Genomic DNA, 19,685 nt, shown 5'->3' on the forward strand with positions numbered 1-19,685 from the left:
TCGGCGTCGTTTCACGAATAGTGGCGCTGTGCCGGTAAGCACGATTCCTAGACTCTAAAGGTATAAAAACATTTTTATAAATATCTTTATTGCATATCTATATCACCGCTTCGTGACGTTCGGAAATTTCCTTCATGACATACGGATCTTTCCGAATAAATCACCCTCCAAGGGGTTTCAAACTGTGACTTGCACGGCCCATCACACTCAACAAGGAAGACAACGATGAACAGCCCCTGCTTGCCTGCCTCGAATGAACAACTGCTGTGGCTCCTGGCCCTGCGCCGGGCGCTGGCCAGTCAGCGCTGAAAACACCATCGCGGGGCAAGCCCGCTCCCACAAGCGCCCCCCACTTTTGCGGGAGCGGGCTGCGTGGGAGCGGGCTTGCCCCGCGATAGGGCCGGACCTGCCGAGCTCTCTTCAAGCCAGCCCAAACAAAAACGCCGACGCAAAATGCGCCGGCGTTTTTCGTACCAGGCCGCGTATCAGAACGCCGGCAGTACCGCACCGCTGTATTTCTTCTCGATGAACGCCTTCACCTCCGGGCTGGTCAGCGCCTTGGCCAACTTCTGGATAGCCTCGCTGTCCTTGTTGTCCGGGCGGGCGACCAGGAAGTTAACGTAAGGCGAGTCGCTGCCTTCGATCACCAGGGCGTCCTTGGCCGGGTTCAGGCCGGCTTCAAGAGCGTAGTTGGTGTTGATCATGTCCAGGTCGACCTGATCCAGCACACGCGGCAGCATGGCCGATTCCAGCTCGCGGAACTTGAGCTTCTTCGGGTTCTCGGCGATGTCTTTCGGCGTGGCCAGGGCGTTCTTCGGATCCTTCAGGGTGATCAGGCCAGCCTTCTGCAGCAGAAGCAGGGCGCGGCCGCTGTTGCTGCCTTCGTTGGGGATGGCGACGGTGGCGCCGTCCTTCAGCTCGGCCAGGCTCTTGACCTTCTTCGAGTAGCCACCGAACGGCTCGACGTGCACGCCGATCACGGTTTCCAGGTGGGTGCCCTTGCCTTCGTTGAAGTTCTTCAGGTACGGCAGGGTCTGGAAGTAGTTGGCATCCAGGCGCTTCTGGTCGACCTGCACGTTGGGTTGGACATAGTCGGTGAAGACCTTGATCTGCAGGTCCACGCCTTCCTTGGCCAGGGTCGGCTTGATCAGTTCGAGGATTTCGGCATGCGGCACGGGCGTGGCGGCGACCACCAGTTTCTCGGCGGCATTGGCCAGGCCAGCAAACGACAGGGCGGCGGCCAGGGCGGTGGTCAGCAGGGTCTTTTTCATGGTGATCCTTGTTCTAAAGCTGGGCCATCGCAGATGGCGAGTCGGGTGCCCATCCGTTCGGGTGGGCGTAAACGGACAATACCGAGATTTTTTATTCCGTAACAATATCTTTTGATTAGCTGCTTATTCCAAAAACAAATAGCCATCACGGCCTTTGCTTATGAGCGGCCAGGCACAGCTCTACGGCGCGGATTCGCCCAATTGCGCCAAGGCTGCGCCCAGCAGCCCGCGCAGGTCGGCCAGGGTTTGCGGCTCCCGACTGGCACCCAGTTGCGCTAGCTGGCGAGCCAGGCTGGCCAAGGGTGCGGTATCCGGAAGGTCGAGGTGCGCCGGGAGAATTTCCTCACCATCACTGACCAGCAGGGCAAAATGGATGACGTTCTCCAGTTCACGGGTATTGCCCGGCCAGGCATGGGCCTCCAGCGCCTGCTGGGCTGCCTCGCTGATCAGGGGCAGCGGCCGATCCAGGCGCACGCTGTAGATGCCGACGAAGTACTCGGCCAGCGGCAGGATATCGCCGACCCGATCACGCAATGCCGGCAGCTCGAGCTCACCCTCGTGCAGGTAATGGTAGAGCCGCTCGTTGAAGCGCCCGGCGCGCACGGCCTGGGCCAGGTCGATGCTGGAAGCGGCCACCAGCCGCACATCGACCGCCTGTGGCTGGGCGGCGCCGACCCGGGTTACCTCGCGGTTCTCCAGGGCCGCCAGCAGCTTGCCCTGGATCGCCAGGGGCAGGTCGGCGATCTCGTCCAGGTACAGCGTGCCGCCGTTGGCCGAGCCGAACCAGCCGGCTCGACTGCTGGCGGTGCCGCCCTGGCTGCCGGCGCTGTAGCCGAACAATTCGGCATCGGCGTAGGTCGGGCTGATGGCAGCGCAGTTGACCGACACGAACAACCCGCCGCGGTCACTGGCGCGATGGATCTGCCGGGCCAGGAGCTCCTTGCCGGTGCCGGTTTCGCCACGGATCAGCACCGGCAGCGGTTGTGGCGCCAATCGCTCCAAGGCCTGGCGCAGCGACTGGGAACGCGGATCGACGAACACCAGCGCCTTGGCGCGGATGCTCAACGGGCTCTTGTCCAGCTCGGGGAAGGTCAGCAGCGGCTGGCCGAAAGCAGTGTGGAATGTCATGGAATGCTCCCGCCCCGGCCGCAGGCGGCCGGGGATTCGATTCGTTCGATGAAAACCGGCGGATCAGGCGCGGCGCAGCGCGCGCTGATCGATACGGGCCTGCAAGCGGTAGAGGTAGGCAAAACCCTGTTCCCAACGCTCATGGCCCGACTTGACGTTGATATGTCCGGCGTCGGCCAGCAGCCCGGCCTCGGCGCCCCAGGCCTGGGCCAGGTACAGCGCACGCGGCACGCTCACCGCCGGGTCGTTGTCGGAGCTGACCACCTGGCTGGGGAACGGCAAGGCCTGCAGTGGAATCGGCGCGAAATTGCGCAAGGCCGGTGCGCAGGTCGGCCGTTCGACATCTGCCGGCGCCACCAGCAGCGCACCGCGCACCCGGCGCAGCAGCTCGGGGCTGGCCTGGGCGGCCCAATGGGCGACCGTGACACAGCCCAGACTGTGGGCAATGAGAATCACCGGCGAGCGTTCGGCGGCAATCGCCTGCTCCAGCGCCTGGACCCAGTCGCGCCGCTGCGGGGTCAGCCAGTCATGCTGCTCGACCCGGGCGCTGTTGGGCAGGCTGCGCTGCCAGTGACTCTGCCAATGGTTGTCTGGCGATCCTTGCCAGCCCGGCACAATCAGGTAACGAATCGACTCATTGCGCATGGGGACGCCTCCGGAAGTTTGCGTGCTTGGGTGCAAGTATAGGGAGGGGGTTATATTCGTAAAGGAATAAGAAGCTATTTATTAATAACTATAAATTCAAAGCCACAGTGTTCGAGCCCTGCGCCTCTCCCCTGTAGGAGCGGCCTTGTGCCGCGAAAGGGCTGCGTAGCGGCCCCGCGATCTGTGCATGTCGCCAATACATTGGGGCCGCTTTGCGGCCCTTTCGCGGCACAAGGCCGCTCCTACAGGGGTATGCATGGCTTTCAGCGGGCATAAAAAAAGGGCCATCCCCTGCCAAGGAAAATGGCCCCTAAGCACTTGCCTGAAGAGGGTATCGCCGGTCAGCGGGCGGTGATCACCGCCAGCTTGCTGATCCCGGCACGCTCGATCGCCGCCATCGCGCGGGCGACCTCGCCGTAGTTCACACCATCGTCGGCCTGCAGCTGCACACGCAGCTCGGCGTCCTTGTCCTTGGCAGCCTTGAGGTTGGTCTCCAGCAAGTCGGCCTGGATCTCGTCCTTGTTGATGAACAGCTTGCCGCTGCCGTCGATGCTCACCACCAGCGGGGCCTTCTGCTCCACCGGGGCGACGGCCTCGGTCTTGGGCAGGTTGATCGGGATGGCATTGGTCAGCAATGGCGCGGTGACGATGAACACCACCAACAACACCAGCATGACGTCCACCAATGGCGTGACGTTGATTTCACTCAACACTTCATCGCTGTCCTGGGTCGAGAAAGCCATCTCAGGAGGCCTCCTTCACCGGCTGGGTGAAACCGGCCTGCGGCCTGTGCGCCGTCGGGTGCACCAGCACGCGGAAGGCACTCTTCTGCGCCAGGCTGTAGAAGTCGTGGGCAAAGTCGTCCAGGTCGGCGGCGGTCAGCTTGAGACGACGGAGGAAGTAGTTGTAGACCAGCACCGCCGGCACCGCGACGGCGATACCCACGCCGGTGGCGACCAGCGCCGCGCCGATCGGGCCGGCCACGGTTTCCAGGCTCGCCGAGCCCGCCGCGCTGATGCCCTTGAGCGCCTCCATGATGCCCCACACGGTGCCGAACAGGCCGATGAACGGCGAGGTGCTGCCGATACTGGCCACCACTGCCAGGCCGGTCTCCAGCGAACGGCGCTCGCGGACGATCTGCTGGCGCAGGGCGCGCTCCAGGCGATCCTGGTGGTTGATGGCCTGGCTGAGGTCACTGGCCTGGCCTGGCTCGCCAACCGCGATCGCCGCAAAGCCCGCCTGGGCGACACGGGCAGCCGGGCCGGGCAGATCGTGGGCGGGCTCGGCGGCGGAGTCGAGGCTGGACGCGGCCCAGAACTGCTGGTGGAAGCGTTTGTCCTGGTTCTTCAGGCGCACGAACTGCACGACCTTGACCAGGGCCAGCGCCCAGGTGGCGACAGAGAAACCGACCAGCAGCCAGATGACCGCGCTTTCAACGGATTCGAGGGGAGATGCCAACAAGCTCATGATGAAGTCCTTCCTGTATGCGGTCGCAAGTTAACGAAGCTTGAAATCGATCGGTACGCTGACCCAGCCCACCTGGGCCACGTCGCCCTGCTTGGCCGGGACGAAGCTCCAGCGCTTCACCGCGGCCAGCGCGGCGGCGTCCAGGGCGTCGCGGCCACTGCTCTTCTGGATCTGGATCTGCCCTGGCTTGCCACTGGGCAGCACTTCCACGCGCAGCAGCACGGTGCCTTCCCAGCCACGGCGCTGGGCCATCTGCGGATACTCCGGCGCCGGATTCTTCAGGTACGCGGCGTTAGCCGAGGCCGGGGTCACTGGCGCAGGTGCCGGCGCCGGGGGTGCTGGCGCGGCAACCGGTGTCGGCGGTGGCGCCTCGACTGGCTTGGGCTGCGGCTTGGCCACGGGCTTGGGCACTGGCTTGGGTTTCGGGACCGGCTTGGGCGCGGGCTTGGCAGCCAGTTCGTCGACCACTGGTGGCGGTGGCGGCGGCTGGACCACAGGGGCCGGTGGCGGCGGCTCGACTACCGGTGGTGCGGGCGCGGCGAACTCGATGGTCATGGGCGGAATCTTCGGCGGGATGACCGGCAGCTCAGGGGTCGGCTGGTGGCTGACCCAGTACGCCGCCGCGCCGTGCAGCACCAGCACCAGCAGGCCCAGCACCAGCTTGTCGCGACGCTTGAGGCCGCTGACCGGCGTGCGTTGCAGGCGCAACTGGCCCAGCGGCAGGCGCAGCGTGCGTCCGAGCTCGACCAGGTCACCCGATGCCGGGCGCCATGGCTGGTCGTAGGCCCTGACGGCCGTCTGGACATTGCCCATTGCTAAAACTCCTGGGGTTCTTGATTCAGGTGTGTGGCTGAATCATCGGTGCCAGGTGCTTAGCTCATAAAGAAATGTTTAAACTTAAAATTAGACCTTGATGGAATAATGATTTTCATGGTCTGTCCATAGCCCGCGTCGTTCGCGGCCTGCCGCAGAACAGCTCAAGAATGATGCCTTATAGGCATTCAAAATATTCGTTCAAGGCATCAATTCACCGCGAGGGCTTCGCCCTCGATCGCGGCACAAGGCCGCTCCTACACAAGAGATCGCGGTGCCCTGTAGGAGCGGCCTTGTGCCGCGATGGGCTGCGCAGCAGCCCCGGCAATCTCGCAGGCAATAAAAAACCCGGGACCATGCCCGGGTTTACCATCACAAGCGCCGGCTCAGATATCCGCCACCTTCTGCCACACCTTCGGCCGGAAGAACAACGTCTCCCCCCGCGCCAGCCCGGTGAGGCTGTCGTGATCCTTGACCACCTCGGCCTCGATCAGCTCGCTCTGCCCTTCCACCTTCAGCGTCACCCGCGTGGTCGCACCCAGCGGACGGATATCACGCACTTCGGCGGCATGATGCCCCTCAGTCTCATGGCGCGACAGCGACACCTCGTGCGGACGGAACAGCACGTGGTGCCCTTCGCTCAGCGCCAGGCGGTTGGAATCGCCAAGGAAGTGATAGACGAAGTCGTTGGCCGGTTTCTCGTACACCTCGCCGGGCGAACCGATCTGCTCGATCACGCCCTTGTTCATCACCACGATGCGGTCGGCGACTTCCATGGCCTCTTCCTGGTCGTGGGTGACGAACACCGAGGTCAGGTTGATGTCCTCGTGCAGCCGCGCCAGCCAACGGCGCAGCTCCTTGCGCACCTTGGCATCCAGCGCCCCGAACGGCTCGTCGAGCAGCAGTACCTTGGGCTCCACCGCCAGGGCACGGGCCAGGGCGATACGCTGGCGCTGGCCACCGGACAGCTGCTCGGGGTAGCGGTCGGACAACCAGTCGAGCTGGACCATGTTCAACAGTTCATGGACCTTCTCGGCGATCTTGCTCTCGCTCGGGCGCTCGCCCTTGGGCTTCATGCGCAGGCCGAAGGCGACGTTGTCGAACACGCTCATGTGGCGGAACAACGCGTAGTGCTGGAACACGAAACCGACGTTACGATCGCGCACATCATGGCCGGACACGTCCTCGCCGTGGAACACGATGCTGCCGTTGTCCGGGGTCTCGAGGCCGGCGATGATGCGCAAAAGGGTGGTCTTGCCGCAGCCGGACGGGCCGAGCAGAGCCACCAGCTCGCCGCTGTGGATATCCAGGTTGATGTTGTCCAGGGCCTGGAAGCTGTTGAAGCGCTTGCTGACGTTACGAACTTCGATCGACATGAATCATTCCTCCGCGGCGCTGTGGCGCAGGCGGTTAATACGGTTCTCGCTCCACTGCTTGAGCAGCAGGATGAAGAGCGCCAGGATCAGCAGCAGGCTGGCCACGCTGAAGGCCGCGACGTGGTTGTACTCGTTGTAGAGGATCTCCACGTGCAGCGGCAAGGTGTTGGTGACGCCGCGGATATGGCCCGACACCACCGACACCGCGCCGAACTCGCCCATGGCCCGGGCGGTGCACAGCACCACGCCGTAGATCAGGCCCCATTTGATGTTCGGCAGGGTGACGTGCCAGAACATCTGCCAGCCGTTGGCGCCGAGCAGGCGCGCGGCCTCCTCTTCTTGCGTGCCCTGCTCCTGCATCAGCGGGATCAGTTCACGGGCGACAAACGGCACGGTGACGAAGATGGTCGCCAGGACGATGCCCGGCAGGGCGAAGACGATCTGGATATCGTGATCCTGCAGCCACGGCCCGAACAGGCCTTGCGCGCCGAACATCAGCACGTAGACCAGGCCGGCGATCACCGGTGACACCGAGAACGGCAGGTCGATCAGGGTTACCAGCACGCTCTTGCCGCGGAACGTGTACTTGCTCACGCACCAGGCGGCGGACACGCCGAACACCAGGTTCAGCGGCACCGAGATGGCCACGGCCAGCAGGGTCAGCTTCAATGCCGACAACGCGTCGGCCTCGAAGATCGCTTCGAAGAACGTGCCGAAGCCGTTCTTCAGCGCCTGCGACACCACGATCACCAGCGGCAGCGCCAGGAACAGCGCGAAGACGATCCAGGCCAGGGTGATCAGCACCCGGCGCGAGGTGGCGCTGCTGCGTCGGGCGGCGTTGGCGGCGGCGGTTGCGCTCATGGGTTGACTAGACATTGCCGGCCTCCTTCAAGGGGTTTCGATGCGTCGCTGCAGCAGGTTGATCAGCAGCAGCAGGATGAAGGAAACCACCAGCATCAGCACGCCGATGGCGGTGGCGCCGGTGTAGTCGTACTGGTCGAGCTTGACCATGATCAGCAACGGCAGGATCTCGGTCTTCATCGGCATGTTGCCGGCGATGAAGATCACCGAACCGTACTCGCCCACGCCCCGGGCGAAGGCCAGGGCGAAACCGGTCAGCCAGGCTGGCAGCAAAGCCGGCGCCAGCACATGACGGAACACCTGCAAGGGCTTCGCACCCAGGCAGGCGGCGGCCTCTTCCACTTCACGTGGGATGTCGGCCAGCACCGGCTGCACCGTACGCACCACGAACGGCAGGGTGACGAAGGTCAGCGCCAGGGTGATGCCCAGGGGGGTGTAGGCGATTTTGAAGCCGAGGTCGGTGGCGAACTGGCCGACCCAGCCCGCCGGAGCGTACAGGGCGGTCAGGGCGATGCCGGCGACGGCAGTGGGCAAGGCGAACGGCAGGTCGATCATCGCATCGATGATCTTGCGCCCGGGGAAGGTATAGCGCACCAGCACCCAGGCCAGCAGGGTGCCGATCACACCGTTGATGATGGCGGCGAACAGGGCGGTGCCGAAACTCAGTTTCAGCGCGGCGATGACCCGTGGCGCGCTGACGATATTCCAGAACTGCTCCCAGGTGAGCTGCGAGGCATGGATGAACATGGCCGCCAGCGGTATCAGCACGATCAGGCTGAGGTACACCAAGGTGTAGCCCAGCGTCAGCCCGAAGCCGGGTATGACGGGGGAAATGCGACGTGACATAAAGGTCCCTGGTTGAACGCACGAAGCCCGGAAAGGCTCCCGGGCTGGTGCTAGCTTCTGAATCCCGGGGCTGCTGCGCAGCCCTTTCGCGGCACAAGGCCGCTCCTACAACAGCACGCGATCTCCTGTAGGAGCGGCCTTGCGCCGCGAAAGGGCCGCACAGCGGCCCCGCTTTTCCCTGGCGTTTACTGTGCCTGATAGATCTGGTCGAACACCCCACCATCATTGAAGAACTTCGGCTGTGCAGTCTTCCAGCCCCCGAAGTCCTTGTCGATGGTCACCAGGTCCAGTTTCGGGAACTGCTTGCCGAATTCGGCGGCGACCTTGGCGTCACGCGGACGGTAGAAGTTTTCTGCGGCGATCTTCTGGCCAGCCGGGCTGTACAGGTGCTTGAGGTATTCCTCGGCGATCTTTTCGTTGCCCTTCTTCTCGGCGTTCTTGTCGACCACCGCCACCGGTGGCTCGGCCAGGATCGACAGCGAAGGCACGACGATCTCGAACTTGTCGGCGCCGCCGTCCTCCTTCAGCGCCAGGAAGGCCTCGTTCTCCCAGGCCAGCAACACATCGCCCTGGCCGTTGTTGACGAAGGTGATGGTCGAGCCACGGGCACCGGTATCGAGCACCGGCACGTGCTTGAACAGCTCCTGCACGTAGGCCTTGGCCTTGTCTTCATTGCCGCCGGCCTTGAGGCCATAGGCCCAGGCGGCGAGGAAGTTCCAGCGGGCGCCGCCGGAGGTTTTCGGGTTGGGGGTGATGACCGAGACGTCCTTCTTGATCAGGTCGCCCCAGTCCTTGATGCCTTTCGGGTTGCCCTTGCGCACCAGGAACACGATGGTCGAGGTATAGGGGGTGCTGGCGTCCGGCAGGCGCTTCTGCCAGTCCTCCGGCAGGGTCTTGCCGAGCTTGGCGATCTCGTCGATGTCGCCGGCCAGGGCCAGGGTCACCACATCGGCGCGCAGGCCGTCGATCACCGCGCGCCCCTGCTTGCCCGAACCACCGTGGGACTGCTGGATCTTCACCTTGTCGCCCGGGTGAGCGGCTTGCCAGTGCTTGATGAACTCGGCGTTGTACTGCTGGTACAGCTCGCGGGTCGGGTCATAGGACACGTTCAGCAGTTCGTAGTCCTTGGCGATCGCGGAACCGGCAAAAACGGCACTGGCCAGGGCGGCAAGCGCATAACGGCGGATGGACATGGTGAAGCTCCCGATTGGCATTTTTCTAGTTTTTGAAGTGATGCGGTGTCAGCCGGACTTGTTGCCGGGCTGCTGCAGGCGGAACTTCTCCTTGCGTTCGATCTGCACCACCTGGGCGTTGTGCACGGTGATCTCCACCGCGCCGAAGCGCAGGTCGCGCAGCGCGCTCTGGATTTCACGCAGAATGGTGGCTTCGTCCTGACCGTCGATGCTGCGCAGAGATGCACTCATGCTCGTTCTCCTGTGAGTAAGGGTGCCGGGCAGAGGTTTGAAGGGGATTAGCGCCTGGCTTGAAGGCAATAGTAGTGAGGCGCGGATATTCTTAAAAATACTGTTTAAGAATGTTTATATAACCAACTTTAGGTAGATACCCTGTAGGAGCGGCCTTGCGCCGCGATGGGCTGCGCAGCAGCCCCGACAATTCTGCAAGATGCCCAGATCCTGGGGCTGCTACGCAGCCCATCGCGGCACAAGGCCGCTCCTACAAGGGTCAATGTGGTCGCGGAGTTTTGTCCTCGGGCTCGCGGATCTTGTACCAGGCCACATACAGCGCCGGCAGGAACAGCAGCGTCAGCAGCGTTGCACTGATGATGCCGCCAATCATGGCGTAGGCCATCGGCCCCCAGAACACTTCCCGGGCGATCGGGATCATGCCCAGGCTCGCCGCCGCCGCCGTCAGCAGGATCGGCCGACGGCGGTGATTGGTCGCCTCCACCACCGCATCCCAGGGCGAATAGCCCTGCTCCTCGAACTCGTCGATCTGGGTCACCAGGATCACCGAGTTGCGGATGATGATACCGGCCAGGGCAAGAATCCCGAGGATCGCCACAAAGCCCATCGGCGTGCCCGTGGGCACCAATGCCAGCACCACGCCGATCAGCCCCAGGGGCGCGACGCTGACCACCAGGAACAGCTTCTGCACGCTGTGCAGCTGGATCATCAGGAAGGTCGCCATCAGGAACAGCATCAGCGGGATCACGGCGGCGATCGGCCCCTGGGCCTTGGCGCTCTCTTCCACCGTACCACCGGTGGCCACGTCGTAGCCCACCGGCAGCTTGCCGGCGAAGTCATCGATGCCGGGCTTGAGTTCGGCCACCAGGTCGGTGGGCTGGATGTCACCGACCACCGAGGCCTTGATGGTGATGGTCGGCTTGCGGTCGCGGCGCCACACCAGCGGCTGCTCCTGCTCGTAGCGCACGGTGGCGAAGGCCAGCAGCGGGATCGAGGCGCCGCTGGGCGTGACGATCTGCAGGTTCTGCAAGGTATCCGGCGAGCCGCGTTCGCTGTCCTCGGCGCGGGCCACCACGTTGACCAGGTAGATGTTGTCGTTGACCTGGGTGACCGGCACGCCGCTGACGATGCTGTTCATCACATTGGCCACGTCCTCGGACGACAGGCCCAGCTGGCGCGCCTTGTCCTGGGCGATCTCGATGCGCAGCACCTTGCCGGGCTCGTTCCAGTCGTAGATCATCTCGCCGATGTGTTCGTTGCTGTCGAGCAGGGTCGCCAGCTCGATGGCATGCCGGCGCACCTGGTCGATGTCCTTGCCGCTGACCCGGTACTGGATCGGCCGGCCCACCGGTGGACCCATCTCCAGCGACTGGACGTTGGTACCGATACCGACGAACTCCTCGTGCAGCAGCTTCTGCAGGCGCTCCATCATGCCTGCGCGCTCCTCGAAGCCCTTGCTGACGATCACCAGCTGGGCGTAGTACGGGTTCTGCAACTGCTGGTCGAGGGGCAGGTAGAAGCGAATCGCGCCCTGGCCGATGTAGGTACTCCAGCGCACTAGGTCCGGGTCGTCCTTGATCCTCGCCTCCAGGCGGTCGACGACCTTGCGCGTTTCCTCGATCGAGGCGTTCTGCGGCAGGTTCAGGTCGACCAGGATCTCCGGCCGGTCCGACGACGGGAAGAACTGGTTCTGCACGAAACGCATGCTGAAGATCGACAGGGCGAACAGCAGCACCGTGCCGATGATGGTCAGCCAGCGGTGGCGCATGCACCACAGCAACCCGCCCTCGAATGCCCGGCCGACACGCCCGGGCTCGGCCTCGTGCGCCTTGAGCTTGCTGCTGCTGAGAATGTGCACACCCAGCACCGGTGCGAAGAACACCGCCACCACCCAGGACACCAGCAAGGCCACGGCGATCACCGCGAACAGGGTGTAGGTGTACTCGCCCGCGGAGCTGGCATTAAGACCGATCGGCACGAAGCCGGCCACCGTCACCAGGGTGCCGGTGAGCATGGGGAACGCCGTGGAGGTGTAGGCGAAGGTGGCCGCCTGCTCCTTGGTCTCGCCCATCTCCAGGCGCGTGACCATCACCTCGACGGTGATCATCGCGTCATCCACCAGCAGGCCCAGGGCGATGATCAGCGCACCAAGCGAGATCCGCTGCATGGTGATGTCGCTGTATTCCATGAACACGAAGACCATGGCCAGCACCAGCGGGATCGAGCAGGCCACCACCAGCCCCGCGCGGATGCCGAGGCTGACGAAGCTCACCGCCAGGACGATCACCACGGCTTCGAACAACGCGCTGGTGAAGCCGCCGACCGCCTGCTTGACCACCACCGCCTGGTCGGACACGTTGTGCACGCCAACGCCCACCGGCAGGTCGCGGACGACGCGGTCCATCCGCGCCTTCAGGGCCGCGCCGAACACCTCGATGTTGGCGCCGGCCTTCATGCCGATCGCCAGGCCGATGGCGGTCTGGCCGTTGAAGCGGAACATCGGCGACGGCGGATCGACATAGCCGCGCTCGATATCGGCGATGTCGGCCAGGCGGAAGAAGCGGTCGTTGATGCGCAGGTTCACCGTCTGCAGGTCCTTCTCCGAGGCGAACTGCCCGGTGGTGCGCACCGAGATGCGCTCGGGCCCGGCCTCGATCACCCCGGCCGGGGTCACCGCGTTCTGCTGCTGCAGGGCCTGCATGGCCTGGCCCTGGTCGATGCCCAGCGCGGCCAGCTTGCGGGTGGAGAAATTCAGGTACAGCACTTCGTCCTGGGTACCGATCAGCTCGACCTTGCCGATATTGGGCACTTCGCGCACTTCGGCCCGCGCCACCTCGACATAGTCGCGCAGCTGGCGCAGGGTGAGGCCGTCGGCGGTGAAGGCGTAGATCGAACCGAACACGTCACCGAACTCATCGTTGAAGGCGGGCCCCTGGATGCCTGCGGGGAACTGTCCGCGGATGTCCTGGATCTTCTTGCGCACCTGGTACCAGATCTCGGGGATGTCCTTGGCCTTGGTGGTGTCGCGCAGGTAGACGTAGACCGTGGATTCGCCCGGGCGGGTATAGCTTTTCACATAGTCGAGCGAATCGAGCTCTTCGAGCTTCTTCTCGATGCGGTCGGTGACCTGATACAGGGTCTCGTCCTGGGTGGCGCCGGGCCAGCGGGTCTGGATGACCATGGTCTTGATGGTAAAGGACGGGTCTTCCTCACGGCCGAGGTTGAAGTAGGAGAAGATCCCCATCAGCAGGCCGACGAACATCAGGTACCAGACGAAGGACTGGTGCTTCAGCGCCCACTCCGAGAGGTTGAAGCTTCCTTTCATTGCGCGTCCTCGTCGAAGGTGACCTTCTGGCCGGGCTTGAGGCTGTTCACTCCAGCGGTCACCACGCGCTCGCCGGGCTGCACGCCGGAGGCCAGGACGATGCTGTCGGCGGTACGCTCGATCAACGCGACGTCACGGGTGGCCACGGTTTTCTGCTGCGGATCGACCACCCACACCTGGGTCTTGCCGTCACGTTCGAGCAGCGCGGTCAGCGGCAACTCGCTGCGCGGGCTCACCGCCGAGGTCAGGGTGACGCTGACCGCGGTGCCCAGGTGGAAGGCATCGGGCGTGCTGGTCAGGGTCAAGCGGGCGCGACGGGTACGGGTGGTGGCGTCGGCCTGTGGCTCGAGCTCGCGCAGCGTGGCGGTGGTATTGATGGCTGGGTCGAGCTGCGAGGCGACGGTGAAGGTGAGGTCCTTGTTCAACTGTTCGGCGAGCGGAATCGGCAGGTCGATCACCGCCTCCTTGACGTCCGGACGGGCCAGGGTGACCACGGCCTGACCGGCGCTGACGGTCTGCCCCGCCTCGGCCTGCCAGGCGGTGACCACCGCCGCATGATCACTGCGCAGGGTGCTGTAGCCAAGCTGGTCGCGGGCCTGGCTGACCGCCGAGCGTGCCTGCTCCAACGCGGCGCCGGTGGTCTTCAGGTCGGTCTGGGCGATGTCCAGCTGGGCCTGGGCGCCGACTCCACGGTCGTACAGCTGCTGCTGGCGGCGGGCATTGGCCTGGGCGTTGATCCATTGCGCCTGGACCTTGGCCAGGTCGCCTTCGGCGGCGCGCAGCTGGTTTTGCTGGTCGGTAGGGTCGAGGGTGGCCAGGGTGTCGCCAGGGCCTACCCGGGCGCCGACATCCAGCCAGCGTCGGGCAATGCGTCCGGACACCCGGAACCCCAGGGTGCTTTCGTAGCGGGCCTGGATGGCGCCGGCAAAGCGGCCCAGCTGCGACTGTACCTGCGGCTCGACCAGCGTCGACAGCACCGGGCGTATCGCCTCAGGCGGCGCCTCATCGCCCCCGCAGGCAGCGAGCATCAGGCTGGCGGACACTATCAGCAACTGACGCTTCATGGTGCAGCCCCTCCGTCCTTGGCGCTGACCTTCTCGACCTGCATGCCCGGGTGCAGCAACTGCCCACCGCCCACCACCACGGTCTCGCCGCCCTTGATACCATCAGCGATCACCACCTTGCCGGTGAGGTAGCGCGCCACCTGGACCTTGCGCAACTCGACCTTGTCGCCCTCGCCCACCACCCACACCGCCGGCTCCTTCAGCGCCTTGGTCAGCGCCGACCACGGCAATTCGATGCTGGGCCGGCCCTGAGTGTTGCCGGTGGCCGTGACCGGTGAGCCCAACTGCATGCCCGCCGGCACGTTGCGCAGCGCGACCTTGACCTGCACCGTGCCGCTCTCGGCGGACACCGTCGGAGTGATCTCGCGGACCCGGCCCTCGGCCTTGATCGCCGGGTTGTCCAGCAAACTGACGACGACGCCCTCATCACTGGGGGACTTCACCAGCAGCGATTCGTAGACATTGAACACCGCGTCACGGTCGCCATCGACCGCCAGGCTGAAGATCGGCATGGTCGCCTGCACCACCTGGCCAACCTCGGCCTGGCGCGCGGTGATCACCCCGTCGGCTTCGGACACCAGCGCCGTGTAGCTCAGCTGCTCGTTGGCGTTGGCCAACTGCGCCTGGGCGGCCTTCAGCGCGCTCTGGCTGCTGCGCAGCGCGGCTTCGGCGGAATCGTACTCACTCTGGCTGGTGTAGCCCTTGGGCAGGAGCTTCTGTTGGCGCACGAACGCGGCGCTGGTCTGGGTGACCCGCGCCTGCTCGGCGAACACCTCGGCCTTGGCCGAATCAACGGTGTTCTGCAGGTCCTTCGGATCCAGGCGCGCCAGCACCTGGTTGGCCTTGACGTGGTCGCCGACATCGACGCCGCGGGCGATGATCTTGCCGCCTACGCGGAACGAAAGGTCGGTCTGCACCCGCGCCTGCACGTCACCGGTCAAGGTGACCCGGGCGGCAAAGTCGGTGGGCTGCACCTGTTGCACCGCGACCCGGGGCAATACCGGGGCAGCTTCTTCCTTGCCACAGCCCGAAAGCATGAACAGCAGCCCCAGGCAAACGACCATCGGCGGACGCGTTACCGTCATGCAGGCTCCTTGCTTCGACAAAGGGTGAGAGGGATGCGTTTGAAGCGTAGATCAGGGATGGACAAACGACACCGATGTCGGCTCAACAAAGCACAGCGCTATCGGCGATACTGCCAGCCAGACGCTCAAGGACACCGCCGATGCTGACCACCCTGGCCATTGCCAACTACCGCTCGATCAACCAGCTGGTGATGCCGCTGGGGCGGCTCAACGTGATCACCGGTGCCAACGGCAGCGGCAAGTCCAACCTGTACAAAGCCTTGCGCCTGCTGGCCGAGACCGCCCGCGGCGGTGTGGTCAATGCGCTGGCTGCCGAGGGCGGGCTGGAGTCGACCTTCTGGGCCGGCCCCGAGAAGCTCACCCGGCGCATGCTCAACGGCGAGGTGCCAGTGGAGGGCGGGCCACGCCAGCAGGCCAGGCGCCTGAAGATGGGCTTTGCCAGCGAAGACTTCGGCTACGCGATCAGCCTCGGCCTGCCCGAACCCAGCCGGTCGCAGTTCGCCCTGGACCCGCAGATCAAGCAGGAGACGATCTGGGCCGGCCCCCTGTGCCGCCCCTCCAGCCAGCTGGTGCAACGCAACGCAGGGATGGTCAAGGCCCGTGACGGTCGCCAATGGCAGGTGCTGCACCAGCACATGACCGAATTCGACAGCCTGTTCGACCAGGTCGGCAGTCTCCAGGGCTCCCCCGAGGTGCCGCATCTGCGCGAGCAGATCCGCAGCTGGCGCTTCTACGACCATTTCCGTACCGATGCCGAAGCCCCAGCCCGGCAATCGCGACTGGGAACGCGCACGCCGGTGCTGCATCACGACGGCCGCGACCTCGCCGCCGCGCTGCAGACCATCGACGAGATCGGTGACCTGCAGGCCCTGCAGGACGCGGTGGGCGACGCCTTTCCCGGCGCCCGGCTCGCGGTCGACGCCCAGCCTGGCGGCCTGTTCGGCCTGCGTTTCCACCAGGCCGGGCTGCTGCGGCCGCTGAGCGCTGCGGAGTTGTCCGACGGGACCTTGCGCTACCTGTTGCTGGTGGCTGCCCTGCTCACGCCGCGCCCGCCGAGCATGATGGTGCTCAACGAGCCGGAAACCAGCCTGCACCCGGACCTGTTGCCAGCACTGGCGCGCCTGATCCGCCGAGCGGCGCAGCAATGTCAGGTGTGGGTGGTATCGCACGCGCCCCGGCTGGTGGCGGCGCTGGAGGAGGACGAGGGCTGCAACTCGATCCACTTGGAGAAAACGCTGGGACAAACCGGGATCGTCGGGCAGGGCATGCTCGATGAACCGGCCTGGTACTGGCCGGACCAAGGCTGAAAAGATCGCGGGGCAAGCCCGCTCCCACGCCGGTCATTGGCGTGGGAGCGGGCTTGCCCCGCGATGGGTTGGCTCAGGCCTGCGCTGCGGCCTGGGCCGGACGGCGGGTCTGCGGCTGCGAGACGTTAGCCGCGGCGCCTTCTTCGATAGCCTGCTGGATCGCCCGGCGGCGACGCTCTTCGGCCTGGCGGCTGAAGTACCAGACCAGGAAGGTCACCAACGACACCGACAGCAGGATCAGGCTGGCCACGGCGTTGATCTCCGGCTTCACGCCCAGGCGCACGGCCGAGAACACTTCCATCGGCAGGGTGGTCGAGCCCGGGCCGGAGACGAAGCTGGCCAGCACCAGGTCATCCAGCGACAGGGCGAACGACATCATGCCACCCGCCGCCAGCGATGGCGCGATCATCGGGATGGTGATCAGGAAGAACACCTTCCACGGCTTGGCGCCCAGGTCCATGGCCGCCTCCTCGATGGACAGGTCCAGCTCGCGCAGGCGCGCCGACACCACCACCGCCACATAGGCGGCGCAGAACGTGGTGTGGGCGATCCAGATGGTGACGATGCCCCGTTCCTGCGGCCAGCCGATCATCTGTGCCATGGCCACGAACAGCAGCAGCAGCGACAGACCGGTGATCACCTCGGGCATCACCAGCGGCGCGGTGACCAGGCCTCCGAACAGGGTGCGGCCCTTGAAGCGGGTGACCCGGGTCAGCACGAAAGCCGCCAGGGTACCCAGCGCCACGGCGGCGACCGCCGTATAGCAGGCGATCTCCAACGAGCGCATCACCGACCCCATCAGCTGGGTGTTGTCGAGCAGGCCGACGTACCACTTCACCGACCAGCCGCCCCACACCGTCACCAGCTTCGAGGCGTTGAAAGAGTAGATCACCAGGATCAGCATCGGCAGGTAGATGAACAGCAAGCCGAGCACCAGCATCAGCTTGGAGAAACTGAAGCGTTTCATGCGCGGCCCTCCATCTCTTTGGCCTGGCTACGGTTGAACAGCAGGATCGGCACGATCAGGATCGCCAGCATCACCACCGCCAGGGCGGACGCCACCGGCCAGTCGCGGTTGTTGAAGAACTCCTGCCACAGCACTTTACCGATCATCAGGGTTTCCGGGCCGCCCAGCAGTTCAGGGATGACGAACTCGCCCACCACCGGGATGAACACCAGCATGCAGCCGGCGATGATGCCGTTCTTCGACAGCGGCACGGTGATTTTCCAGAAGCTGTTGAAGGTGCTCGAACCCAGGTCCGATGCGGCTTCGAGAAGGCTCTCGTCGTGCTTCACCAGGTTGGCGTACAGCGGCAGGATCATGAACGGCAGGTACGAATAGACCACGCCGATATACACCGCCAGGTTGGTGTTGAGGATCTGCAGCGGCTGGTCGATCAGGCCCAGCCACAGCAGGAAGCTGTTGAGCAGCCCGTTGTTGCTGAGGATGCCCATCCAGGCATAGACGCGGATCAGGATCGCGGTCCAGGTCGGCATCATGATCAGCAGCAGCAGGACGGTCTGCGACTCCTTCCTGGCCTTGGAGATGGCGTAGGCCATCGGGTAGCCAATCAGCAGGCACAGCAAAGTGCTGAAGAAGGCCACCTTCAAAGAGCCGAGGTAAGCCGCGATGTACAGCTCGTCCTCGGTCAGCAGGCCGTAGTTGGCCAGGTTCAGCACCAGCTGCACCTTGCCTTCGAGATAGGTATAGATCTCGGTGTACGGCGGAATCGCCACGTCAGCTTCGGCGAAGCTGATCTTCAGGACGATGAAGAACGGCAGCATGAAGAACAGGAACAGCCAGATGAACGGCACACCGATCACCAGGTGCCGCCCCTCGGGAACAAGGCGCTGGAAGGCTCGCTTGAGCTTGCGAAGTTTCATGACCGCAGTACCACGCCGCTGTCGTCTTCCCACCACACGTAGACTTCGTCATCCCAGGTCGGGCGGGTGCCCTGGCGCTCGGCGTTGGCAACGAACGACTGGACGATCTTGCCGCCGGGCAGCTCGACGTAGAACACCGAGTGACCGCCGAGGTAGGCGATGTCGTGGACCTTGCCGCGCGACCAGTTGTGTTCGCAGGTCGGCTGCTCGGTGGTGACCAGCAGCTTCTCCGGACGCAGGGCGTAGGTGATGTGCTTGTCCTCGACCGAGGTGGTGACGCCATGGCCGACGTAGATCTTGCGCTCCAGCTCCGGGCTGGCGATGACCGCATGGCCTTCGGCGTCGTCGACCACTTCGCCTTCGAACAGGTTGACGTTGCCGATGAACTCGCAGACCAGGCGGCTGGTCGGGGTTTCATAGATATCAATCGGGCTGCCAATCTGGGCGATCCAGCCCAGGTGCATGATGGCGATGCGCTGGGCCATGGTCATGGCCTCTTCCTGGTCGTGGGTCACCATCACGCAGGTCACGCCCACGCGCTCGATGATCTCCACCAGTTCCAGCTGCATCTGCGAGCGCAGCTTCTTGTCCAGCGCGCCCATGGGCTCGTCGAGCAGCAGCAATTTCGGACGCTTGGCCAGCGAACGGGCCAGGGCCACGCGCTGGCGCTGGCCACCGGACAGCTGGTGCGGCTTGCGCTTGGCGTACTGGGTCATGTGCACCAGCTTGAGCATCTCGGCCACGCGGGCGTCGATCTCGGCCTTGGGCATCTTGTCCTGCTGCAGGCCGAAGGCGATGTTCTGCGCCACGGTCATGTGCGGGAACAGCGCGTAGGACTGGAACATCATGTTGATCGGCCGCTCGTAGGGCGGCATGTCGGTGATGTCGACGCCATCGAGGAAGATCCGCCCTTCGGTCGGACGCTCGAAGCCGGCCAGCATGCGCAGCAAGGTCGATTTGCCGGACCCGGAGCCACCCAGCAGGGCGAAGATCTCACCCTTGCGGATTTCCAGGGACACATCGTCCACGGCTACCGTTTCGTCGAATTTTTTCGTGACCCGGTCGATCTTGACCAGCACCTGCTTGGGTTGCTGGCCACCCTCGAGGGCTTTCTTATAGGCACCGGAGGCAACTGCCATGAGTGAAACTCCCAACAAGATTTATGTGCCCGCCACTGCGCTGGCGGGCC

18 protein-coding genes are annotated in these 19,685 nt (G+C 64.6%); 1 reads left to right on the plus strand and 17 read right to left on the minus strand.

Annotated elements, in window-relative coordinates; genetic code table 11:
* Positions 1–485 precede the first annotated feature (485 nt).
* The 14 genes from NMG10_RS12215 to NMG10_RS12280 form a co-directional block, all read right to left on the minus strand.
* On the minus strand, positions 486–1,271 hold the full coding sequence (locus NMG10_RS12215; RefSeq protein WP_050707418.1) for a MetQ/NlpA family ABC transporter substrate-binding protein: 786 nt from the start codon (positions 1,269–1,271) through the stop codon (positions 486–488).
* A gap of 180 nt (positions 1,272–1,451) precedes the next feature.
* Complete coding sequence (locus NMG10_RS12220; RefSeq protein ID WP_203649613.1) at positions 1,452–2,399, minus strand: sigma 54-interacting transcriptional regulator; 948 nt, start codon at positions 2,397–2,399, stop codon at positions 1,452–1,454.
* 63 nt (positions 2,400–2,462) lie between these two features.
* Entirely contained in the window at positions 2,463–3,044 is a 582-nt protein-coding gene (locus NMG10_RS12225) for an alpha/beta hydrolase (RefSeq protein WP_203649611.1), read from the minus strand.
* 341 nt (positions 3,045–3,385) lie between these two features.
* Positions 3,386–3,787, minus strand: a complete 402-nt coding sequence (locus NMG10_RS12230) for a biopolymer transporter ExbD (RefSeq protein ID WP_254464432.1) — start codon at positions 3,785–3,787, stop codon at positions 3,386–3,388.
* A 1-nt stretch (position 3,788) separates the two neighbouring features.
* Positions 3,789–4,511, minus strand: coding sequence for a MotA/TolQ/ExbB proton channel family protein (locus NMG10_RS12235; RefSeq protein WP_254464433.1), 723 nt, complete (start codon positions 4,509–4,511; stop codon positions 3,789–3,791).
* Positions 4,512–4,541: 30 nt separating this feature from the next.
* Positions 4,542–5,324, minus strand: coding sequence for an energy transducer TonB (locus tag NMG10_RS12240; RefSeq protein ID WP_254464434.1), 783 nt, complete (start codon positions 5,322–5,324; stop codon positions 4,542–4,544).
* Between the two features lie 386 nt (positions 5,325–5,710).
* Positions 5,711–6,700, minus strand: coding sequence for a sulfate/molybdate ABC transporter ATP-binding protein (locus NMG10_RS12245; protein ID WP_011536261.1), 990 nt, complete (start codon positions 6,698–6,700; stop codon positions 5,711–5,713).
* A 3-nt stretch (positions 6,701–6,703) separates the two neighbouring features.
* Positions 6,704–7,576 (minus strand): sulfate ABC transporter permease subunit CysW, encoded by an 873-nt coding sequence (cysW, locus tag NMG10_RS12250; protein ID WP_234560613.1) that lies wholly within the window; start codon positions 7,574–7,576, stop codon positions 6,704–6,706.
* 12 nt (positions 7,577–7,588) lie between these two features.
* Positions 7,589–8,407: a sulfate ABC transporter permease subunit CysT gene (gene cysT, locus NMG10_RS12255; protein WP_110734244.1), complete on the minus strand. Its 819-nt coding sequence runs from the start codon at positions 8,405–8,407 to the stop codon at positions 7,589–7,591.
* 185 nt (positions 8,408–8,592) lie between these two features.
* Positions 8,593–9,600, minus strand: coding sequence for a sulfate ABC transporter substrate-binding protein (locus NMG10_RS12260; protein ID WP_186732399.1), 1,008 nt, complete (start codon positions 9,598–9,600; stop codon positions 8,593–8,595).
* Between the two features lie 48 nt (positions 9,601–9,648).
* Positions 9,649–9,831, minus strand: coding sequence for a sulfur starvation response protein OscA (gene oscA, locus NMG10_RS12265; protein WP_016489716.1), 183 nt, complete (start codon positions 9,829–9,831; stop codon positions 9,649–9,651).
* A gap of 259 nt (positions 9,832–10,090) precedes the next feature.
* Entirely contained in the window at positions 10,091–13,156 is a 3,066-nt protein-coding gene (locus NMG10_RS12270; RefSeq protein WP_203649602.1) for an efflux RND transporter permease subunit, read from the minus strand.
* Entirely contained in the window at positions 13,153–14,220 is a 1,068-nt protein-coding gene (locus NMG10_RS12275) for an efflux RND transporter periplasmic adaptor subunit (RefSeq protein WP_254464435.1), read from the minus strand. Before NMG10_RS12275 ends, NMG10_RS12270 begins: the two co-directional genes overlap by 4 nt.
* Positions 14,217–15,305: an efflux RND transporter periplasmic adaptor subunit gene (locus NMG10_RS12280; RefSeq protein WP_203649598.1), complete on the minus strand. Its 1,089-nt coding sequence runs from the start codon at positions 15,303–15,305 to the stop codon at positions 14,217–14,219. Before NMG10_RS12280 ends, NMG10_RS12275 begins: the two co-directional genes overlap by 4 nt.
* 140 nt (positions 15,306–15,445) lie before the next feature.
* Here NMG10_RS12280 and NMG10_RS12285 point away from each other — a divergent pair, with 140 nt between their 5' ends.
* Complete coding sequence (locus tag NMG10_RS12285) at positions 15,446–16,612, plus strand: AAA family ATPase (RefSeq protein WP_232854991.1); 1,167 nt, start codon at positions 15,446–15,448, stop codon at positions 16,610–16,612.
* Between the two features lie 73 nt (positions 16,613–16,685).
* Here NMG10_RS12285 and NMG10_RS12290 read toward each other — a convergent pair whose 3' ends face one another.
* Genes NMG10_RS12290 through potA form a run of 3 tightly spaced genes read right to left on the minus strand, consistent with a single transcriptional unit; the run spans position 16,686 to position 19,635 of the window.
* Positions 16,686–17,579: an ABC transporter permease subunit gene (locus tag NMG10_RS12290; protein ID WP_203649594.1), complete on the minus strand. Its 894-nt coding sequence runs from the start codon at positions 17,577–17,579 to the stop codon at positions 16,686–16,688.
* A complete protein-coding gene (locus NMG10_RS12295; protein WP_203649591.1) occupies positions 17,576–18,496 on the minus strand; it encodes an ABC transporter permease subunit in 921 nt (306 codons plus the stop codon). The genes NMG10_RS12290 and NMG10_RS12295 overlap by 4 nt, the downstream gene beginning before the upstream one ends.
* Complete coding sequence (potA, locus tag NMG10_RS12300; protein ID WP_110734228.1) at positions 18,493–19,635, minus strand: polyamine ABC transporter ATP-binding protein; 1,143 nt, start codon at positions 19,633–19,635, stop codon at positions 18,493–18,495. The genes NMG10_RS12295 and potA overlap by 4 nt, the downstream gene beginning before the upstream one ends.
* Positions 19,636–19,685 lie beyond the last annotated feature (50 nt).

Origin of the sequence: Pseudomonas sp. DVZ6 (assembly GCF_024259445.1) — a bacterium.
Classification (GTDB): domain Bacteria; phylum Pseudomonadota; class Gammaproteobacteria; order Pseudomonadales; family Pseudomonadaceae; genus Aquipseudomonas; species Aquipseudomonas peradeniyensis.

What these genes read in the sequence shown, in the direction of transcription:
- NMG10_RS12235 (WP_254464433.1), bottom strand. Translation starts at nt 4,511, where the DNA reads ATGAGCTTGTTGGCATCTCCCCTCGAATCCGTTGAAAGCGCGGTCATC.
- potA (WP_110734228.1), bottom strand. Translation starts at nt 19,635, where the DNA reads ATGGCAGTTGCCTCCGGTGCCTATAAGAAAGCCCTCGAGGGTGGCCAG.
- NMG10_RS12215 (WP_050707418.1), bottom strand. Translation starts at nt 1,271, where the DNA reads ATGAAAAAGACCCTGCTGACCACCGCCCTGGCCGCCGCCCTGTCGTTT.
- NMG10_RS12230 (WP_254464432.1), bottom strand. Translation starts at nt 3,787, where the DNA reads ATGGCTTTCTCGACCCAGGACAGCGATGAAGTGTTGAGTGAAATCAAC.
- NMG10_RS12290 (WP_203649594.1), bottom strand. Translation starts at nt 17,579, where the DNA reads ATGAAACGCTTCAGTTTCTCCAAGCTGATGCTGGTGCTCGGCTTGCTG.
- NMG10_RS12220 (WP_203649613.1), bottom strand. Translation starts at nt 2,399, where the DNA reads ATGACATTCCACACTGCTTTCGGCCAGCCGCTGCTGACCTTCCCCGAG.
- NMG10_RS12225 (WP_203649611.1), bottom strand. Translation starts at nt 3,044, where the DNA reads ATGCGCAATGAGTCGATTCGTTACCTGATTGTGCCGGGCTGGCAAGGA.
- NMG10_RS12295 (WP_203649591.1), bottom strand. Translation starts at nt 18,496, where the DNA reads ATGAAACTTCGCAAGCTCAAGCGAGCCTTCCAGCGCCTTGTTCCCGAG.
- NMG10_RS12240 (WP_254464434.1), bottom strand. Translation starts at nt 5,324, where the DNA reads ATGGGCAATGTCCAGACGGCCGTCAGGGCCTACGACCAGCCATGGCGC.
- NMG10_RS12270 (WP_203649602.1), bottom strand. Translation starts at nt 13,156, where the DNA reads ATGAAAGGAAGCTTCAACCTCTCGGAGTGGGCGCTGAAGCACCAGTCC.
- NMG10_RS12280 (WP_203649598.1), bottom strand. Translation starts at nt 15,305, where the DNA reads ATGACGGTAACGCGTCCGCCGATGGTCGTTTGCCTGGGGCTGCTGTTC.
- NMG10_RS12285 (WP_232854991.1), top strand. Translation starts at nt 15,446, where the DNA reads ATGCTGACCACCCTGGCCATTGCCAACTACCGCTCGATCAACCAGCTG.
- cysW (WP_234560613.1), bottom strand. Translation starts at nt 7,576, where the DNA reads ATGTCTAGTCAACCCATGAGCGCAACCGCCGCCGCCAACGCCGCCCGA.
- NMG10_RS12245 (WP_011536261.1), bottom strand. Translation starts at nt 6,700, where the DNA reads ATGTCGATCGAAGTTCGTAACGTCAGCAAGCGCTTCAACAGCTTCCAG.
- cysT (WP_110734244.1), bottom strand. Translation starts at nt 8,407, where the DNA reads ATGTCACGTCGCATTTCCCCCGTCATACCCGGCTTCGGGCTGACGCTG.
- NMG10_RS12260 (WP_186732399.1), bottom strand. Translation starts at nt 9,600, where the DNA reads ATGTCCATCCGCCGTTATGCGCTTGCCGCCCTGGCCAGTGCCGTTTTT.
- NMG10_RS12275 (WP_254464435.1), bottom strand. Translation starts at nt 14,220, where the DNA reads ATGAAGCGTCAGTTGCTGATAGTGTCCGCCAGCCTGATGCTCGCTGCC.
- oscA (WP_016489716.1), bottom strand. Translation starts at nt 9,831, where the DNA reads ATGAGTGCATCTCTGCGCAGCATCGACGGTCAGGACGAAGCCACCATT.